Raw genomic sequence first — 17,673 nt, 5'->3', positions numbered from 1 at the left:
CCGCGCGGAACTCAGGCTGCGCCGGGGAGGCCGGGCCCGACGCGGTCGGGCACGGCCCGCACCACTCCCGGCAGCCACCGGTGCACCTCGGGCCACGCCCGAGCCGTCGGCAGCCGACGGATGAGTCCGGCGAGGGGCGCATCACCCGGTTCCCACGGCAGCACGCGGTTCGGGGACGCCGCGGCGACGACGCCGAGCCACCAGTGCATCCAGGTCCCGCGCAGCGCCTCGGGCTCGAGGACGACGTAGTAGTCGGGCACCCGGAGCTCGTGCCGGGCGACCGCATCGATCACCTGCTCGATCTCGAGCTGCAGGACGCCGAGCGTCGATCGCTCGTCGTAGAACTCGACCCAGGCGGATGCCACGTGGCCGAGCGGATCGCGGTCGTGCACGACGAACGGCGCGTGCGAGGTGCTCGACCAGGTGACGACCTCGGCGTCGGTGGCATCCGTCATCTCCGCGAAGGTGGCACTCTCGACGTTCGCGAGCCCCGCGAGGGATCCGATCGCGGCGGTCGACTCCTCGCCCACGACGACCAGGGTGGTGCTGCCCGGTGCCTCCATTTCCGGATCATACGTCCGGCGCGGCCGGCTCCGGGAGGGGCGTCATCGGCCCGTCGCACGATCGTTCCGAGATCGCAACACGGCCGCACGGCGACCGGCGCTCAGGCGGTGCGGACCAGCTCCTCGTCGCCCGCACCGGCCCGGCGCAGCCACGGGAGCACCTCGTCGAACGACGTGCCCCCGACGGTCAGCACGCGCCACGCGGCATCCGCTCGTTCGAGCCGGGAGACCGACAGGTTGTCGAGCTTGGGGTAGCTGTGCGCCTCGTGGCCGCTGAGCTCGCCCAGCGCGTGGCGGATCAGCGTGCCGTGCGCGACGGCGAGCACGCGCGCGCCGTCCTGGTCGACGGAGATGCGCGCGAGCGCTCGCGCGCCGCGCGGGCCGACCTCGTCGTCGGGCTCCTTGCCCGGGAACTCCCTGCCGGGCCACCGCTCGTCGATCTGCGCGACGAGCGTGCCCTCGGCATCGCCGAAGTCCTGCTCGACGAGGTCCTCGTACGCTCCCGCCAGCGGCAGGCCGAGCCCGTCGGCGAGGATGGCGGCGGTCTCGCGCGCGCGGCCGAGCGTCGAGCTCACGACGACGTCCCAGTCGGCCGGGTCGAGCGTGCGCGCGGCCTGCGCCGCCTGCGCCCGCCCGGTGGCGTTCAGCGGGATGTCGGTGCGGCCCTGCATGAGCCCGCGCAGGTTCCAGTCGGTCTGTCCGTGGCGGACGAGGGCGAGGTGCATGGGTTCCACCCTAGGCGGGGACGTCTGGGCGGATGCCGCGTGCGCCTCGCCGCGGGGCGACCCGCCGACCCGGTCGAGTTCGGGGACGAGCCCGGCGTCGCACCCACTCGACCCGGCGCCACCGCGAGGGCTACCGTGTCCAGCGGGAAGGAGCACGACCATGGGCATCCTCGCGGTCGACCTGTTCATCACGCTCGACGGGGTCTACCAGGCCCCGGGCAGCCCGGAGGAGGACCCTTCCGGGGACTTCGAGTTCGGCGGATGGCAGGCGCCCTACATCGACGAGACGTCGGGCGAGGTGATCGGCGCCGGCATCGACCGGCTCGACGCCCTGATGCTCGGCCGCCGGACGTACGACATCTTCGCCGACTACTGGCCCCGGCACGCCGACACCCCGATCGGCGCGAAGTTCGATGCGGTCCCGAAGTTCGTCGCGTCGCGCACACTGACCGATCCGACCTGGTCGGGCACCACCGTCGTGACGGATGTCGCGGCAGAGGTCCCGGCGATCACGGATCGCTTCGACGAGATCCACGTGATCGGGAGCGGCGCCCTCGCCCGGTCGCTGCTCGCCGCCGACCTCGTGGATCGACTGAACCTGTACCTGTACCCGATCGCGTTCGGCAGCGGCAAGCGCCTGTTCGACACGGGCACCGTCCCCGCGGCGTTCACGCTCGCCCAGCCGCCCGTCGCCTTCCCGAAGGGCGCGATCTCACTGGTCTACGAGCGCGCAGGGGTCCCGGTCACGGGCATCGACATGGACCCAGAGGGCCGGTAGCCGCGCCCGGCCCTGGTCAGTCGAGCTCCTGGAAGATCGTGAGCTGCAGGCCGGCCGGCGCCCGGACCCGGGCGTTCACCGAGCGCCAGGGGGTCTCGCGGGCGGATGCCTCGAGCTCGGCGCCCGCGTCGACGAGCTCGCCGGTCACGGTCGACGTGTCGTCCACCTCGAGCGCCACCCTGATGCGGTCGCTGCGGCCGCCGTCGGTCTCGACGCGGTCGATGTACCGGACCTGAGCCGGGTTCGACAGCTCGAGCGTCGCCCGTCCGGCGTCGAGGATGCGGACCTCGGCGCCGTCATCACCGCTGTAGGACTCCTGCTCGGGCATGCCGAGCACATCGCGGAAGAACGTCAGCGCCGCGTCGAAGTCCTCGGCCTCGACGACGAGTCGGAGCTGGCGTACCCGCCCGCCGCCGGCCGGGCCCGCCGCGCCCGCCGCGCCCGCGCCGTCCGTCATGTCGTTCCCCCTTCGTCTCCGCCGCGCAGCAGCTCGCGCAGCGCCTGGATCGTGTCGGCCTCGCCCGAACTCTTGTCGGGACGGTACCCCTTCACGCGCGCGAAGCGCAGCGCGATGCCGCCCGGGTACCGGCTGGAGCGCTGCACGCCGTCGATCGCGACCTCGACCACCGTGACCGGCTCGACGAACACCGTGCTCGCGGTGCGGCGCGTCTCGATCTCGGGGAATCGCTCCGTCTGGAACCTGAGGAGCTCGTCGGTGAGCCCCTTGAACGTCTTGCCGACCATGACGAACCCATCGGGGTCGCCGAACTCACCCGCCGGGTCGCGTGCGCCGAGGTGGAGGTTCGACAGCCATCCGGTCCGCCGGCCGGAGCCCCACTCGGCAGCGAGCACGACGAGGTCGTAGGTGAGCACCGGCTTGACCTTGATCCAGCTCGCGCCTCGGCGGCCCGCCGCGTAGGGCGCGCCGACGCCCTTCACCACCACGCCCTCGTGCCCGGCGGCGAGCGCCTCGCGCGCCACGCGCTCGGCGACCTCGGGATCGTCGGTCACCTCGCCGGGGATGCGGTGCTCCCCGGCGACGCGCTCGAGCTCGGCGAGTCGCGCGGTGAGCGGCTCGTCGATGAGGTCGCGCCCGTCGACGTGGAGCACGTCGAAGAACCACGGGTGCAGCTGCACCTCGCGTGCGGCCTCGGCGCCGAACCGGGACATCGTCTCCTGGAAGGGGCGCGGCGCGCCGCCCTCGTCGAGCGCGAGCGTCTCACCGTCGAGGATGAGTTCGCGGGCAGGGAAGCCCCGGACCACGTCGACGACCTCGGGCACCCGGTGCGTGATGTCGGCGAGGTTCCTGGTGAAGACGCGGACGTCGTCGCCGGCCCGGTGCACCTGGATGCGCGCCCCGTCGAGCTTGAACTCGACGGATGCCTCACCGGCCTGCTCCAGCGCGGCCGCGGCGCTCGGCGCGGTCCCGGCGAGCATCGGGAGCACCGGCCGGCCGACCATCAGCCCGACGGCCTCGAGGTCGCCCGGCGCACCCGTGAGCGCGATGCGCGCCGTCTCGCCGAGGTCGCCCGAGAGCATCGCCGCGCGGCGCACGACGTCGCCCGGCCGCTCGGCGGCGCGCGCGATCGCGTCCGTCAGGACCCCCTCGAGCGCCCCGGTGCGGAGCTCTCCGAGGATCACCCGCGACACGAAGTCCTGCTCGCGGGCGGTCGCGCGCGCACCGAGGTCCGCGAGCACCGCGGCGCGCTCGGCGGCGGAGCCGGAGCCCGCGGCGCCCGCGAGGCGCTCGAGCGCGTCGTCGACGTCGTGGATCGTCAGGGACGCGTCACCCGCCGGGTCGCCGAGCCCGCCCCGGAGCGTGCGCCAGCCGACCCCGACCCTGCCCTGCCGCGGCTTGGCGGTGAGGAATCCGACCGCGGGGACGATCTCGTCGGGAGCGAGCCCCGCGAGCAGGCCCGCGAGCGCGTCGACCTTCGCGAGCCGCGACCGCGTGGATGCGACCCGCTCGACCGTCGTCACGACCTCGTCGAGCAGCACGCGATCATCCTCGCACCGCCCGCCGACATGGCCCGCGCTGCGGGTCAGACCCCGATCGTGAGCGCCGCCGTGTAGCCCGACGACACCGAGCCCGACATCGAGGCGATCTGGTGGATGCCGCCGTCGTCGCCGAACACGTTGTCGCTCGACAGGCTCACCCGTGCGGCGTTCTGCACGCTCTGCTCGTAGCCGGCGGTGGCGTAGACGACGGCGTTCACCTCCTCCGGGAGCGCGATCTGCGAGGTCTTCACGATCGGGCCCGACGCGATGGCGTTCGCGACGTCGGAGTACACCTCGAAGTGGATGTGGGGCCACCGGCCCGAGTAGCAGGCCGGATAGATCGAGGTGAACTGCACCGTGCCGCTGTCGTCGGTCGCCTGCACGCCGCGCAGGTAGTTCACGTCCTGGAGCCCCGGACTGTACAGCGAGTACCCGCCGTCGCGGTCGCAGTGCCAGAGGTAGACCCCCGCTCCGACGATCGGGCCGCCCGTCGCGGCGTCGCGCACGGTGAGCCGGATCGTGAGGGGCACCCCGTCGGCGACGGCCGTCGAGGATCCGAACGACGAGCGGATGTCGCTGCGCACGATGCCCGAATCGTCGAGCACGTTCACGCCGTTCGAGCCGTCGCCCGGGTACGGTCCGGCGGTCTCGTCCGGAACCTCGTCGACCGGGCCGGATGCCGCGGCCGTCGCGCTCGGCGAGGCGGACGCGCTCGACGACGAGGACCCCGTCGAACCGGCGGACGCGCCGGCCGCATCGGTCTCGCTCATGCCGCACGCCGCGAGGAGCGAGGTGAGCCCGACACCGCCGAAGATGCCGAGCGCGCGGCGGCGATCGATGAGCGTCCGGATGTCGTACGTGAGTCCGCGGTGGTCCTCGTCGATGACCTCGCCGTGCTCGTCGACCCATCGCTGTTCGACGGCGAGCTCGCGCGTCGGGTCGGTCGTCGGGTCCGCCTCGTTCGCCATCGCGGTCTCCTCGTCTCGTGGCGGGATGTTCGCGACCACGCTGGCGGGTGCGCCTGTGCGCCCGCCATGCGGGCCCGATGAACCGGCGATGACCCGCCTCAGCCCGTCATCGCGCTCGTGCCGTCGGAGAGGGTCGGCGAGATGAGCCCGAACCCGTTGCCGTCCGGGTCGATGAGGTAGCCGACCCGGCCGACGCCCTGCATGTCCTCCGCGGGCATCATCTCGGTCGCGCCGAGCTCGACGGCTCGACGCATGACCTCGTCGATGCCGCCGTCGACGCCGATGACGAGGTTGCAGCCGTTCACGGGCGCGCCGATCTCGGGCGCCGGCCCGTCGCGCTGGGTGAGCCCGCCGTTGATGCCCAGGCCCGGCTGCCCGTCGACGTTGCCGATGGCCCCCTCGCCGGTGTCGATCATCCAGTACGGCATGTCGCCGAACTGCGTGAACCGCCAGCCCAGCAGGTCGCCGTAGAACTCGACGAGCCGTTGCGGCTCGGTCGCGTGGATCTCGAAGTGCACGACCAGGTTGGCCATCGTTCCCCCTCGGATGCGGCGCGCCGGGCGGATGCCTGCGCGGATGCGCGACACGCTACGCCGGACGGACGACACCCGTCACCCTCGAGCGCCGGCGTCGCCGGTTCGGGGCAGAATCGACGGGTGCCCCTCTTCTCGCGCCGGACGGCGCCCATCGACGATGCGCCGCCGATGCCGCGCCTCGTCGAGATCGGCGAACCCGAGCGCGACTGGATCGACTCGCACGTCGCGCTCGTCGCCGATGCGGGCGCCGACCCCGACGACCTCGAGCAGGTGCGCGCACTCTACGAGCGCTGGTCGGCAGGATGGCGCCGCATCAACCCACCGGAACGCGACGACCCGGCGATCATGGTGAACGCCCTCGGCACGGCGTTCGGCGACTACGTCGCCCGCCGCACCGGCCTCTCATGGCGTCTCGCCGAGCACGCCCACGGACTCGAGCTGGCGTTGTACCAGCCGCGCGGGCAGGTGCTCCTGCACCCCATCGGCATCGTCGACGAGCACTGGCGCACCGAAGAGGGGTCGGGCGCCTTCCTCGTCGAGACCGCCGAGCGGCTCACCCACGTGCGGCGCCTCGCACTCGGCGAGCGCGGCACCACCCGGCGCCGCTGACTCCCGAGCCGCGAGATGACGCGAATCGCTGCTCGCGCATCTTCGAGGAGCGATTCGCGTCATCTCGGGCGGCCCACGGCCGCAGGCGGGCTTGACGCGAGCCTTGGCATCCGCTGCAATATATTGCATGCCGCTGCCCGCCCGTGCTCCAGCCGAGCGCCCGAAGTCGATGCGCGACCACGCCTACACCCACCTGCGCGACGCGATCGTCTCGGGCGAGCTCGCACCGGGCGAGCGACTGCGCGACCCAGAGCTCGAAGCGTGGCTGGGCGTCAGCCGCACGCCCATCCGCGAGGCGATCGCCCGGCTCGAGGTCGCCGGGCTGGTGCAGACCCGGCGGGCGAAGCAGACCGTCGTCGCGCCGCTCGACACGCGCACCGCGCTCGCCGCGCAGCGCATCGCGGCCACGCTGCACGCGCTCGCCGTCCGGGAAGCGGTGCCGCAGCTGACCACGGCCGACCTCGAGGCCATGGGCGATGCGAACGCCGCGTTCGCGGAGGCCCTGCACGCCGACGACGTCGACGCGGCGATCACCGCCGACGACGCCTTCCACGGCGTCGCGGTGACGGCGAGCGCCAATCCCCTCCTGCCGGGCCTGCTCGAGCAGGTCACCCCGCTCCTCCGTCGGCTCGAACGGGCGCGATTCGGCTCGCTCGCCGGCCGCGGCTCGGTCGCCGACCACGATCGCATCATCGAATTCTGCGCGGCCGGCCTCGCCGACGAGGCCGCCGCCGCCACCCACGACAACTGGTCGACCCTCGGCCGGTTGCTCGACCTCGACGACGACGACGAGGCCCACTCCCCCACCACCGAAGAAGGAGCACCATGGCCCTCGCCGACTTCCCCCGCCACCAGCTGACGTTCGGGCCGAGCCCGATCCATCCGGTCGACCGCCTGAGCGCCCACCTCGGCGGAGCCCGCGTCTGGATGAAGCGCGAGGACGTGAACAGCGGCCTCGCCTTCGGCGGCAACAAGACCCGCAAGCTCGAGTACCTCGTGCCCGACGCGCTCGCGAAGGGCGCCGACACGCTCGTCTCGATCGGCGGCGTGCAGTCGAACCACACCCGCCAGGTCGCGGCGGTCGCGGCGCACCTCGGCATGAAGGCCGTGCTCGTGCAGGAGCACTGGGTCGACTGGCCGGACTCGGTCAACGACCGGGTCGGCAACATCCTGCTCTCCCGGCTCATGGGCGCCGACGTGCGGCTCTCCCCCGCGGGGTTCAGTATCGGCTTCCGCGATTCGTGGAAGCAGGCGATCGCGGACGTCGAGGCCGGAGGCGGCACGCCGTACCCGATCCCGGCCGGCGCGTCCGACCACCCGCTCGGCGGCCTCGGCTTCGCGAACTGGGCGCACGAGGTGGCCGCGCAGGAGGCCGAGCTCGGCGTCGTCTTCGACACGATCGTGGTGTGCTCGGTCACGGGTTCGACGCACGCCGGCATGATCGCCGGCTTCGCCGACCTCGAGCAGAACTTCGGCGGACGCCCGCGCCGGGTGATCGGCATCGACGCGTCCGCGAAGATCGACGAGACCCGCGACCAGGTCGCGCGCATCGCGCGGAACACGGCGTCGACCATCGGCCTCGGTCGCGGGCTGCGCGACGACGAGATCACGGTGCTCGAGGGCTGGGCCGGCGACCTCTACGGCATCCCGGTCGAGTCGACCGACGAGGCGATGCGGCTCACCGGACGCCTCGAGGGCGTCATCCTCGACCCCGTCTACGAGGGCAAGTCGATGGCGGGCCTCATCGACCTCGTCTCGTCGGGCGACATCCCGAAGGACTCGAACGTCCTCTACGCCCACCTCGGCGGCCAGCCCGCGATCAACGCCTACTCGGGCCGCTACCACTGACCGACCAGCGGTCGCCGCGCAGCGAGATGACGCGAATCGCCGCTCGCGCGTCGACGACGCGCAATTCGCGTCATCTCGCTGGCCGTCGGGCGGGCCGTGGCTGCGAGGATGAGCTGGTGAGCGGCGGCATACGGTACTCGGCGGACACGGGCGACCTCGATCGGGCACGCGTGCACGAGTGGATCTCGGAGCACGCGTACTGGGCGCTCGGCCGGCCGCGCGAGGTGCAGGATGCCGCGATCGACGCGTCGTGGAACTACGGCGCGTACGACGCCCGCACCGGCGAGCAGCTCGGATACGCGCGCATCGTCACCGACGGCGTCACGTTCGCCTGGCTCTGCGACGTGATCATCGCGCCGTCGGCCCGCGGGCGCGGCGTGGGCGTCGGGCTGGTCGGCTACGTCGTCGCGCAACTCGAACCTCTGGGCCTGAAGCGGATCGTGCTCGCGACCGGGGATGCGCATACCCTGTACGAACGATTCGGGTTCGAGCCGCTCGAGCGGCCCGAGCAGTGGATGATCCGCGGACGCGACACCGTCGAGGGGGCGACATGACCGGACACGAGGACGCGCACCACGTCTCGCACGACCGCTACGAGCAGTTGAAGGCCGAGTACTGCCGCCGCTGCGGCATCCACTTCGACGCGGCGTCGGCACACCTGCACGAGGGTCACCACGACGAGCACGGCTGAGCCGCGATCCGAGGCGCAGCGGATGTCGCGGGCCGGCGCTAGGGTCGGGCCCATGGATGCACGCACCCGCGGGCGCGAGCGCCTCGCCGACGCCGCGGCCGACCTGATCGACCGGGCCGACGTGTCGGTCGGGCGCATGTTCGGCTCGGAGGGGTACTCGGTTCGCGGCAAGCTCTTCGCCTTCGTCGCCGCCGACGGCGACCTCGTCGTGAAGCTCCCCGAGGCGCGCATCGCCGAACTCGCGCTCGCCCCGATGGTCATGCGCGGCCGACCGATGCGCGAGTGGGCGATCGTGCCGTTCGCGCGCGACGGCGAGTGGGCCGCGATCACGGGTGAGGCGCTCGACTTCGTCGACGAGATCAGCCCCTGACCCGGGTCCGGCCTGCGCGGGCACCGGTCGGAGAGCGGTCCTCAGCCTCCGCGCCTATCCTCGACGGGTGACCTCCACCGCCCCGACCCGCGACGGCGTCGCGCGCGACGCCGTCGTGCTCGACCGCGCCGACTGGCGCGCTCGCGAGCAGGCGCATGCGGAACGGGCCGACGCCCTGACGGCCGGCCACCGGTCGCGCAGGGCGCGCGGCGCGCGGCATCCGATCGAGGACTTCCTCTTCACCTACTACTCGTACTCGCCGTCGCTGCTGCGCCGGTGGCATCCCGGTGCCGGCGTCGAGCTGGCGGATGCCGCGGGCACCGCGCGCGCCGACTGGCGCTGGTACGCAGCGGGCGCGACCGAGCGCGGGCTCGTCGTCGATGCGGCGGCGATGCGCGCAGCGAAGGGCGCGATGCTGGGCCTGGTCGAGCGAATGCTCCGACGCACCGCCGCGCGGCCCGGGCAGTTCGGCTGCTTCGGCCTGCACGAGTGGGCGATGGTCTACCGGCAGGGCGAGCACCGGCACCCGGTGGCCCTGCGCCTCGGACAGGCCGCGACCGACGAGGTCGTCGAGGCGCACGAGCTCCGCTGCACGCACATCGACGCCTACCGGTTCTTCACCCCTGACGCGACGCCCCGCAACCGCTTCACGCCGACCCGCGAATCCCAGCCCGAACTCGAGCAGCCGGGGTGCCTGCACGCGAACATGGACGTCTACAAGTGGGCGGTCAAGCTCGGCCCGCTCGTGCCGGGCGGCCTGCTGCTCGACGCGTTCGAACTCGCACGCGACATCCGGTACCTCGACATGCAGGCGTCGCCGTACGACATGGCGCCCTGGGGCGGCGAGCCGGTGCGCATCGAGACGGCCGACGGCAAGGCGGAGTACGTGCGGCGGCAGCGCGGGTTCGCCGAGCGTGCGAACGCGCTGCGCGGCGACCTCCTCGCGGCCCTGCCCGCGTGGTGAGCGTCGCCTGTCGGAGCGACGGCTCCCGGTGTTAGCATCCGGGAGCGCCGCTTTCCGCAGTGGCGTTCGCACGTGAGACGCCCCGATGGAGGCCAGCATGCCCGGACCGGATGACCTCGTCGCCGGAGCCCCGGCCTGGGTCGACCTGACCACGACCGACCTCGACGGCGCGGTCGACTTCTACGCGAGCGTGTTCGGCTGGACGGCGGACCGGAGCGACGACGAGCGGTACGGCGGGTACACGACGTTCCTGCTCGACGGCCAGCGGGTGGCCGGCGCCGGACGCCGCTCGGAGGACGACCCGGCGCCGCCGCACTGGACGGTCTACCTCCTGACCTGGAACGCGGCGGCGACGAGCGAGCGGATCGCCGAGGCCGGCGGGACGGTGCTCTTCGAGCCGATCGACATCCCCGACATGGGCGTCATGGGCCTCGCGATCGACGCGACCGGCGCCGTCGTCGGCTACTGGCAGCCGGGCGGCCTGCCCGGCTTCGGCGTGTACGACGAGACGGGCTCGGCGACCCGGTTCGAGCTCGCGGCGAGCGACTTCGACGCGGCGGAGCGGTTCTACGCGCACGCCTTCCACTGGGACGTCGAGCACGGCGAGGGCGGCCCGCGCTACGCGGTCTACCGGCACGCCGGCCGGACGTTCGCGCGGATCCTCGACGCCGCGGAGCTGCTCGGCGCCGAGCTGCCGCCCACCTGGAACGTCGGCTTCCAGGTCGACGACGTGGAGGCGACCGTCGCGCGTGCGGTCGCTGCGGGCGGCACGCTCGTGGTGCCGCCGTGGGACGTTCCCGACGGGCGGCGCGCGGGCCTCACCGATCCCAGCGGCGCGTACTTCGTCGTGGCGTCGCCGACGACCGTGGCGCCGCCGACGTCCGTGACGTCGGATGCCGAGGCGGAGACGACGTCCGCGCCCGAGGCGACCGGGTAGCGCCGTGGCGACCTGGGACGTCGTGATCGTCGGCGGCGGCAGCGCCGGCCTCTCCGCCGCGCTCATGCTCGGCCGTTCGCGCCGGAGCGTGCTCGTCGTCGACGGCGGGCGGCCGCGGAACGCACCCGCCCGGCACATGCACGGCGTGCTCGGCCGCGACCACACGTCGCCGCTCGATCTGCTGGCGGCGGGTCGGGCCGAGCTGACGCGGTACGACGTCGCGGTCGAGTCGGGCGAGGTCGCCGACGTCGCCGGGGTCGAGGCGGATGCCTCCGGGCCGGCCGGCCCCGCCTTCGAGGTCGTGCTCGACTCCGGCGAACGTCACCTGGCGCGCCGGCTGCTCGTGGCGACGGGGCTGCGCGACGAGTTGCCCGACATCGCGGGCCTCGCCGACCAGTGGGGTCGCGGCGTCGCGCTCTGCCCGTACTGCGAGGGATGGGAGTTCCGCGACCGGCGGATCGCGGTGATCGCCTCGAGTGCCGCGAACGCCCACCAGGCGCAGCTGCTGCGCCAGCTCTCGGCCGACGTGGTGTTCTGCTCGCAGGGCGCCGTGCTCACCCCGGCCGCACGCTCCGGGCTCGACGCGCGCGGCATCGTGGTCGAGGACCGGCGCGTGGTCGAGGTGTTCGCCGACGACGGCGGCCGGCTCAGGGGCATCCGCCTGGAGGACGGCGGCGAGTGGGAGGCCGACGCGGTCTTCGTCGCACCGAAGGCGGTGCCGCACGACGACCTCCTGCGGCGACTGCGTGCCCGGTCGATGCGGCAGGGCGGCGTCGACCACGTGCTCGTCGACGAGGACGGCCGCACGAGCGTGCGCGGGCTCTACGCGGCGGGCAACGTCGTCGGCTCGCGTTCGTCGGTGCCGTGGGCGATGTCGTCGGGGAGCCTGACGGGCGCCGCGATCAACGCCGACCTCGTCGACGAGGACATCCGGAACGCGGTCGACGCGCGCGGCTGAACGCGGGGAATCGTCGCTCCGAGCCCGTCGCGCGTCGGAGTTCGTGCGAGCTCCGATGCCGGGTCGGTCGTGCGTACGGGCAGCCCCCGCGGCATCCGGGGGTTCGCCGGATGCCCGCCGACGGCGACGCCGGATACCGTCGCGGCATGACCACGACCGAGACCCCCGTCGCCGCCGATCCCGCTGCCGGAGGCAGCCCGTCGCTCGCCTCGCCACCCCGTCGTGCTGCGGGCCGCATCGGCCTGGCCTGGATCCTGCTCTCGTCGATGGCGATCGCGGCGTTCGCGGTGGCACCGTACCTGACCACGTCCCTCGAAGCCCTCGCCGAGTCCGGATCGGGCGGACTCGCCGAGCACTACACGGCGCAGCCGCAGGCCGTGCTCGTGGCGTTCTACGTCCACGTCGTCGCGGGCGGCATCGCGCTCGTCGCGAGCCCGTTCCAGTTCTGGCGGGGGCTCCGCGACCGCGCACCCGGCGTGCACCGGTGGACGGGTCGGGTCTCGCTCGCCGCCATCGCGATCGCGGGTCTCGCGGGCCTCGCGCTCGCGCCGTTCAGCGCCGCGGGACTCGTCGGCACGTTCGGGTTCGGAACGCTCGCCGTGCTGTGGGTGCTCTCCGGATGGCGCGGGTACCGTGCCATCCGTCGCGGCGACGTGGCGTCGCACCGTGCCTGGATGATGCGGACCTTCGCGCTCACGTACGCCGCCGTGACCCTGCGGCTGTGGCTGCCGCTGCTGATGTTCGCGCAGGTGCCCTTCGCCGGTGCGGGCGGGTTCGACGCGGATGCCGCGTTCGCGAACGCGTACGCCGCGGTGCCGTTCCTCTGCTGGCTGCCGAACCTCATCGTGGCGGAGTGGCTGATCAGGCGGCGCGGCCTGCCGTCGTACCGACTGGTCGCGGGTCAGGGCACGCGGTAGCCCCCGGCGCGGACCAGCTCGTACCATTCGGCGCGCGTCAACGGCACGTCGGAGCCCTGTGCGGCCCCCGCGACGCGCTCGGGCGTCGTCGTGCCCAGGACGACCTGCATGTCGGCGGGGTGCCGGGTGATCCACGCCGTCGCGATCGCGATCGGGGGCACGTCGTAGGCCGCCGCGAGGCGGTCGATCACGGCGTTCAGCTCCGGGTAGTCGGGCGAGCCGAGGAAGACGCCCGTGAAGAACCCGGCCTGGAACGGCGACCACGCCTGGATCGTGATGTCGTGGAGCCGGCAGTAGTCGACGATGCCGCCGCCGTCGAGGTTCATCGACTGCTCGACGCCCTGCATGTTGGCCGCGAGGCCCTGCGCCACGATCGGCGAGTGGGTGATCGAGAGCTGCAGCTGGTTCGCGACGAGCGGCTGGTCCACCGATCGCTTCAGCAGGTCGATCTGCGCGGGCGTGTGGTTCGAGACGCCGAAGCGGAGCACCTTGCCCGCGGCCTCGAGCTCGTCGAAGGCGCGCGCGACCTCGTCGGGCTCGACGAGGGCGTCGGGGCGGTGCAGCAGGAGGACGTCGATGCGGTCGGTCCCGAGGGCCTGGAGCGACCCGTCGACCGACTCCATGATGTGCTCGTAGGAGAAGTCGAAGTACGGGCCGTCCTTCACGATGCCGGCCTTGGTCTGGATGGTGAGCTCATCGCGCTGCGACGGCGTGAGCTGCATGGCCTCGGCGAATCGGCGCTCGCAGCCGTGGAGCTCGTCGCCGTAGATGTCGGCGTGGTCGACGAAGTCGATGCCGGCGTCACGGGCGGTTCGGACGAGTTCGCGGACGGCGTCGTCGCTCATCTGCTCGATGCGCATCAGGCCGAGCACGACGTTCGGGACGGCGAGGTCGCCGCCGCCGAGCTGGATGGTCTTCATCGATTCGACTCCTGTCGTGGTGGGGTGCGGATTCACGATAGGCAGTCCCGATTCAGAAGTCCAACAACTTTCGATCATGCCATTCAGAAGTATGGTGGATATATGGACCTTCGGCAGATGGAATACCTCGTGACCCTCGCCGACGAGCAGCAGTTCACCAGGGCCGCTGCGGCCTGCGGGGTGTCGCAGTCGGGCCTCTCGGCCGCGATCCGGAGCCTCGAGGACGAACTCGGCACGACCCTGTTCGACCGCACGACCCGTCGGGTGGAACCCACCGACGCCGGTCGCGCGCTCCTGCCCCACGCCCGCATGATGCTCGCCCAGGCGGGCGCCGCCCGCGACGCGGTGCTGCGCGCAGCGCACGAGCTCTCCGGCAGCCTCCGCATCGGCGCCGAGCAGTGCCTCGGCTTCGTCGACGTCGGCTCGCTGCTCGAGCGCATCCGGCGCAGGTACCCGCGCGTCGACCTCGACTTCACGCAGGCGGGCTCGCGCGACCTCGTGGCACGGGTGCGCGACGGCGGCGTCGACCTCGCCTTCGTGGCCGGCACGGACGTGCCGGCGCGGATGTCCCGGACCGAACTCGGCCGGCGGCCGCTCGTGCTCCTGGTCCCCCCGAGCCATCCGCTCGCCGGCGCCGTCGCCGTCGACTGGAGCGACCTGCGCGACGTCGACTTCGTCGACTTCCACGAGTCCTGGGCAGTGCGCGCGCTGAACGACTCGGCCGGCGCAGCGCACGGGGTCGCCCGCCGCATCCGCTGCACGGTCGACGACGTGCACACCCTGCTCGACCTCGTGCAGCGCGACCTCGGCGTCGCGCTCGTGCCGCAGCACATCGCGGCGAAGCCGCAGGCCGCCGGACTCGTGTCACTCGCACTCCCGGCCTCCACGCCCCCGTGGGTGGTGTCGCTCATCGCGGGCGACCAGTCGGCCGCGTCGTCGTCGCTCGTCCTCGAACTCCTCGACGCCGACCTGGCGCTGAGCGCCTGACCGACGCGGCTACACGGCGGGAGGAGCCGTCGCCAGCGCGAGGGTCATGAACACGCTGTTCGGATCGAGGGCGTAGCCGGCGAACGGCGCGCACTCGCGGAACCCGTACTTCGCGTAGAGCGCGCGCGCCGGGCGGAAGAACTCCTCGGCTCCCGTTTCGAGGCTGACGCGCTCGTAGCCGCGGCGCGCCGCCTCGGCGAGGACGTGCTCGAGCAGGCGCGCTCCCAGCCCACGGCCGCGGGCCGCGGCATCCGTTCGCATCGACTTCAGCTCGCCATGAGCCGGATCGAGCTCCTTCAGCGCGACGCAGCCGAGCAGTTGGTCGCCCTCGCCGATGGTCCAGAACGTCACCTCGGGAACCGAGAGCCCGGAGACGTCGAGGGCGTGCACGCTCTCGGCGGGCGAGGTCGCGTACATGTCGGCGAGGTGGTCCTCGAGCAGGCGGATGACCCGGGGGTCCGCGAGATCGGCCGTGCGGATGTCGAGGGCGGGGGCGGTGCTCACCGGTCCATTCTCCGGTGCGCGTGTTTCCCGCTCGTGACGACCGTCGTTGCGGGTGCGGAACCCGCCGCACCCGCGTCGACCGTCCGGACGGGACGCGGTCGGGCGAGCCGGATCGGACCGCGACAGGTCAGCGCCCGACCAGGTCGTTGAACCAGTGCGGGCCGACCACGGCGACGTCGTCGGCGAGGCGGGCGCGGAGCCCGCGGTCGGCGGTGACCACGAGCACGCGTTCACCGGCCTCGACGAGCCGGGTCGCCTCGTCCACGATCGCGCCGTCGCCGTCGGCGGCCGCACGGACGACCTCGATGCCCGCAGGACCGGCTGCCGCCTTGGCGATGCCCTCGAGCACGGCCACGACCCGGCCGATCGTCACCGTCGGGCCGCTCGCACCGTCGGGCGCGCCGGCCGTGCGGCCGACGAGCCCCGGCATCCGGCCGAGCAGTCGCGTCGCGGCTGCCGCTCGATCCCGCCACCAGCCGTCGGGGCGCGATCCCATCACGTTGGCGACGTCGACGATGACGACGACCGGCGGGGCGGATGAATCCGGGCCGCCGCCCGGCGCCTCGCTCAACCTCCGGGCTCCTCCGCCTTCAGCGGCAGGACCTCGCCGCCCGTCTGGCACTCGGGGCAGTACTGCGCGGTCGTGCTCGCGAACGTGAAGTCCCGGATCTCGCCGCCGCATCCGCCCGGGCAGGGCTCCCTCGTGCGGCCGTGCACCTGCATGGCCGCGACCTTCGCCTCCTTCAGGCGGTCGATCGGGACGCCGCGGCGCGCGGCGATCGCGTCGCGGATCGTGCGCGTCGTCGCCTCGAACAGGCGGGCGAGCTCGTCGTCGTCGAGGGCCGCCGCGTGCACGACGGGCGAGAGCCGTGCGGCGAAGAGGATCTCGTCGGAGTAGGCGTTGCCGATGCCCGCGAGCGACTCCTGCTCCTGGAGGATCGCCTTCAGCTGCTTGCGACGACCGGCCGCGACCCGATCGAAGTCCTCGCGACCGAATGCCGGGTCGGCGGGGTCGGGGCCGTGCTTGGCGATCGCGGCGACCTCGTTCACCTCGTCGACCACCCAGCATCCGAGCGACACCCACCCGCCGGCGTCGGTGAGTTCGAGCACCGTGTCGTCGTCGAACTCGAGGGAGACGAGGGTGGGCGGCGGCGGCTCGGCGTCGGCACGAACGGAATCCGCGCCGGACGCGGCATCCGCCTCGCCGGCGCCCCAGCGCGCCCACCCGTGGCGTCCGAGCGAGACGACGAGCATCTCCGAGCCGTCGAAGTCGATCGCGAGCAGCTTGCCGTGCCGGGTGACGCCGAGGACCCGTTCGCCGACGAGCGTGGTCAGGGGGCGACTGCGCGTCTTCGAGACCCGGAACTCGACGACGTCGACGGCCGCGACGGTGCGCCCGCGCAGCGTCGACTCGAGTTCGTCGACGAGGGCCTGGACCTCGGGGGATTCCGGCATGACGCCAGCCTCGCACGGCGCGCGGGCCGTGCCAACGGTCTTCGGTCACTCGCGATGCGGAGCGACCGCGGACGTGCCCTCGCCTAGTGGGTCGCCGCCCAGTTCTTCAGCGTGGTCAGGCTGATCCCGGAGCGCGAGTCCTTCTTGCTCAGCCGGAGCGCCTTCGCGATCTGCGTCGCCGAGCAGCCTCCGGCATCGACGACGGTGACGCCGGCGGATGCTCCGGTGCCGTCGACGAACTTCCCCGACGAGTTCGCGAAGTACTTGCCCGCCGTGGGTCGCGAGACGCTGTCGGGCAGCGAGGTCGAGGGGCACGAGTCGGCGCTGTCCGCGACGCCGTCGCGGTCGGCGTCGGAGATGGTGGCGCCGCCGCCGCTCGACCCGCCGGAGCCGGAGCAGGTGAAGGTCCAGGTCAGGTCGCTCGGAATCGTGCCGGACGTCTCGAGCGACCAGCCGAGCCCGTACGTCGTGCTGTACGGGGCGGTGTACTTCATGCCCGTGGTCGCCGACGCCTCTTCGAAGATGATCGACAGGCCGGCCGACCCGCTGAGGATGATCATGTCGCCGGAACGCGCGGGCGAGACCGTCACGCCGATGACGTCGCCGGCGTTCAGTGCGATGGTCCGGCTGACCGTCTTCGCGGTCACCTTGAGGCCGTTCAGGTCGCCGCATCCGCTCGCGACGCTGGTCGTGGTCGTTCCGCCCCTCACGGGCTTCGCAGCTGATGCGGGTGCGACGGCCGTCGTGACGGCCAGCGCAAGTCCGGCGGCGGCGGCCAAGGCGGCCAGGGCGGTGGTGCGTGCACGTGCTCGCATGGGGGAACCTCGCTCTCCGGTCGCGGCGTCAGGGTCGACGCCGTGGCCCGTCCAGCGGGCGCGCGACACGCCAACTTGGATACCACACCCCCGCATGGTGATGCCATCGAACACCTGTTCATGGGGTGTT

The 17,673-nt window shown here is 73.0% G+C and carries 23 protein-coding genes; 12 read left to right on the top strand and 11 right to left on the bottom strand.

Translation table 11 applies throughout. From position 1 onward, the window contains the following. Positions 1-11 precede the first annotated feature (11 nt). Together GJR97_RS00350 and GJR97_RS00345 are read right to left on the bottom strand one after the other, a co-directional pair. Positions 12-563, bottom strand: coding sequence for a hypothetical protein (locus tag GJR97_RS00350; RefSeq protein ID WP_154344580.1), 552 nt, complete (start codon positions 561-563; stop codon positions 12-14). 101 nt (positions 564-664) lie between these two features. After that, entirely contained in the window at positions 665-1,288 is a 624-nt protein-coding gene (locus tag GJR97_RS00345) for a histidine phosphatase family protein (protein WP_154344579.1), read from the bottom strand. A gap of 160 nt (positions 1,289-1,448) precedes the next feature. On the opposite strand from GJR97_RS00345, the gene GJR97_RS00340 reads away from it, so the two are divergent. Further along, positions 1,449-2,066 (top strand): dihydrofolate reductase family protein, encoded by a 618-nt coding sequence (locus GJR97_RS00340; protein WP_154344578.1) that lies wholly within the window; start codon positions 1,449-1,451, stop codon positions 2,064-2,066. A gap of 16 nt (positions 2,067-2,082) precedes the next feature. Here the strand turns inward: GJR97_RS00340 and GJR97_RS00335 are convergent, their stop codons facing one another. From GJR97_RS00335 to GJR97_RS00320, 4 genes are all read right to left on the bottom strand, one after another. Further along, positions 2,083-2,523 carry a VOC family protein gene (locus tag GJR97_RS00335; protein ID WP_154344577.1) on the bottom strand — a complete coding sequence of 147 codons (441 nt, stop codon included), beginning with the start codon at positions 2,521-2,523 and terminating at the stop codon, positions 2,083-2,085. Next, positions 2,520-4,064, bottom strand: coding sequence for an ATP-dependent DNA ligase (locus tag GJR97_RS00330; protein WP_324612928.1), 1,545 nt, complete (start codon positions 4,062-4,064; stop codon positions 2,520-2,522). The genes GJR97_RS00335 and GJR97_RS00330 overlap by 4 nt, the downstream gene beginning before the upstream one ends. 44 nt (positions 4,065-4,108) lie before the next feature. After that, the gene (locus GJR97_RS00325) at positions 4,109-5,032 is read right to left on the bottom strand and encodes an intradiol ring-cleavage dioxygenase (protein ID WP_154344576.1); all 924 of its coding nucleotides are present in this window, start codon (positions 5,030-5,032) and stop codon (positions 4,109-4,111) included. Positions 5,033-5,130: 98 nt separating this feature from the next. Beyond that, complete coding sequence (locus GJR97_RS00320) at positions 5,131-5,565, bottom strand: VOC family protein (RefSeq protein ID WP_154344575.1); 435 nt, start codon at positions 5,563-5,565, stop codon at positions 5,131-5,133. 123 nt (positions 5,566-5,688) lie between these two features. Here GJR97_RS00320 and GJR97_RS18630 point away from each other — a divergent pair, with 123 nt between their 5' ends. The 10 genes from GJR97_RS18630 to GJR97_RS00270 all read left to right on the top strand — a co-directional run bounded on the left by GJR97_RS18630 (position 5,689) and on the right by GJR97_RS00270 (position 12,862). Beyond that, positions 5,689-6,177 carry a DUF3806 domain-containing protein gene (locus tag GJR97_RS18630; protein WP_154344574.1) on the top strand — a complete coding sequence of 163 codons (489 nt, stop codon included), beginning with the start codon at positions 5,689-5,691 and terminating at the stop codon, positions 6,175-6,177. A 91-nt stretch (positions 6,178-6,268) separates the two neighbouring features. Continuing rightward, positions 6,269-7,036 (top strand): GntR family transcriptional regulator, encoded by a 768-nt coding sequence (locus GJR97_RS00310; RefSeq protein ID WP_229275870.1) that lies wholly within the window; start codon positions 6,269-6,271, stop codon positions 7,034-7,036. Then, positions 7,003-8,025, top strand: a complete 1,023-nt coding sequence (locus tag GJR97_RS00305) for a 1-aminocyclopropane-1-carboxylate deaminase (protein WP_154344573.1) — start codon at positions 7,003-7,005, stop codon at positions 8,023-8,025. Before GJR97_RS00310 ends, GJR97_RS00305 begins: the two co-directional genes overlap by 34 nt. A 116-nt stretch (positions 8,026-8,141) precedes the next feature. Then, positions 8,142-8,579: a GNAT family N-acetyltransferase gene (locus GJR97_RS00300; protein WP_324612927.1), complete on the top strand. Its 438-nt coding sequence runs from the start codon at positions 8,142-8,144 to the stop codon at positions 8,577-8,579. After that, positions 8,576-8,716, top strand: a complete 141-nt coding sequence (locus tag GJR97_RS00295; protein ID WP_154344571.1) for a hypothetical protein — start codon at positions 8,576-8,578, stop codon at positions 8,714-8,716. The genes GJR97_RS00300 and GJR97_RS00295 overlap by 4 nt, the downstream gene beginning before the upstream one ends. A 52-nt stretch (positions 8,717-8,768) precedes the next feature. After that, complete coding sequence (locus tag GJR97_RS00290) at positions 8,769-9,086, top strand: hypothetical protein (protein WP_154344570.1); 318 nt, start codon at positions 8,769-8,771, stop codon at positions 9,084-9,086. A gap of 67 nt (positions 9,087-9,153) precedes the next feature. Next, positions 9,154-10,050, top strand: coding sequence for a 3-methyladenine DNA glycosylase (locus tag GJR97_RS00285; RefSeq protein ID WP_324612926.1), 897 nt, complete (start codon positions 9,154-9,156; stop codon positions 10,048-10,050). A 97-nt stretch (positions 10,051-10,147) separates the two neighbouring features. Further along, complete coding sequence (locus GJR97_RS00280; protein ID WP_195760566.1) at positions 10,148-10,987, top strand: VOC family protein; 840 nt, start codon at positions 10,148-10,150, stop codon at positions 10,985-10,987. A 4-nt stretch (positions 10,988-10,991) separates the two neighbouring features. Further along, complete coding sequence (locus GJR97_RS00275) at positions 10,992-11,945, top strand: NAD(P)/FAD-dependent oxidoreductase (protein ID WP_324612925.1); 954 nt, start codon at positions 10,992-10,994, stop codon at positions 11,943-11,945. A gap of 146 nt (positions 11,946-12,091) precedes the next feature. After that, positions 12,092-12,862 (top strand): DUF2306 domain-containing protein, encoded by a 771-nt coding sequence (locus tag GJR97_RS00270; RefSeq protein ID WP_154344567.1) that lies wholly within the window; start codon positions 12,092-12,094, stop codon positions 12,860-12,862. Here GJR97_RS00270 and GJR97_RS00265 read toward each other — a convergent pair. After that, positions 12,847-13,782 (bottom strand): aldo/keto reductase, encoded by a 936-nt coding sequence (locus GJR97_RS00265; protein ID WP_154344566.1) that lies wholly within the window; start codon positions 13,780-13,782, stop codon positions 12,847-12,849. The genes GJR97_RS00270 and GJR97_RS00265 overlap by 16 nt on opposite strands. A gap of 102 nt (positions 13,783-13,884) precedes the next feature. On the opposite strand from GJR97_RS00265, the gene GJR97_RS00260 reads away from it, so the two are divergent. After that, on the top strand, positions 13,885-14,769 hold the full coding sequence (locus tag GJR97_RS00260; RefSeq protein WP_154344565.1) for a LysR family transcriptional regulator: 885 nt from the start codon (positions 13,885-13,887) through the stop codon (positions 14,767-14,769). Between the two features lie 9 nt (positions 14,770-14,778). Here GJR97_RS00260 and GJR97_RS00255 read toward each other — a convergent pair whose 3' ends face one another. The 4 genes from GJR97_RS00255 to GJR97_RS00240 form a co-directional block, all read right to left on the bottom strand. After that, a complete protein-coding gene (locus tag GJR97_RS00255; RefSeq protein WP_324612924.1) occupies positions 14,779-15,273 on the bottom strand; it encodes a GNAT family N-acetyltransferase in 495 nt (164 codons plus the stop codon). Between the two features lie 127 nt (positions 15,274-15,400). Next, positions 15,401-15,844, bottom strand: a complete 444-nt coding sequence (locus tag GJR97_RS00250) for a hypothetical protein (protein ID WP_229275869.1) — start codon at positions 15,842-15,844, stop codon at positions 15,401-15,403. Further along, on the bottom strand, positions 15,841-16,728 hold the full coding sequence (locus GJR97_RS00245) for a DNA-formamidopyrimidine glycosylase family protein (protein ID WP_154344564.1): 888 nt from the start codon (positions 16,726-16,728) through the stop codon (positions 15,841-15,843). Before GJR97_RS00245 ends, GJR97_RS00250 begins: the two co-directional genes overlap by 4 nt. Before the next feature lie 83 nt (positions 16,729-16,811). Continuing rightward, positions 16,812-17,543: a hypothetical protein gene (locus GJR97_RS00240; protein WP_154344563.1), complete on the bottom strand. Its 732-nt coding sequence runs from the start codon at positions 17,541-17,543 to the stop codon at positions 16,812-16,814. Positions 17,544-17,673: the final 130 nt, after the last annotated feature.

The sequence above is a fragment of the Agromyces kandeliae genome, from assembly GCF_009674665.1.
Classification (GTDB): Bacteria; Actinomycetota; Actinomycetes; order Actinomycetales; family Microbacteriaceae; genus Agromyces; species Agromyces kandeliae.
The sequence above is the reverse complement of the archived record's forward strand: the minus strand, read 5'-3'. Positions and strand labels throughout refer to the sequence as shown.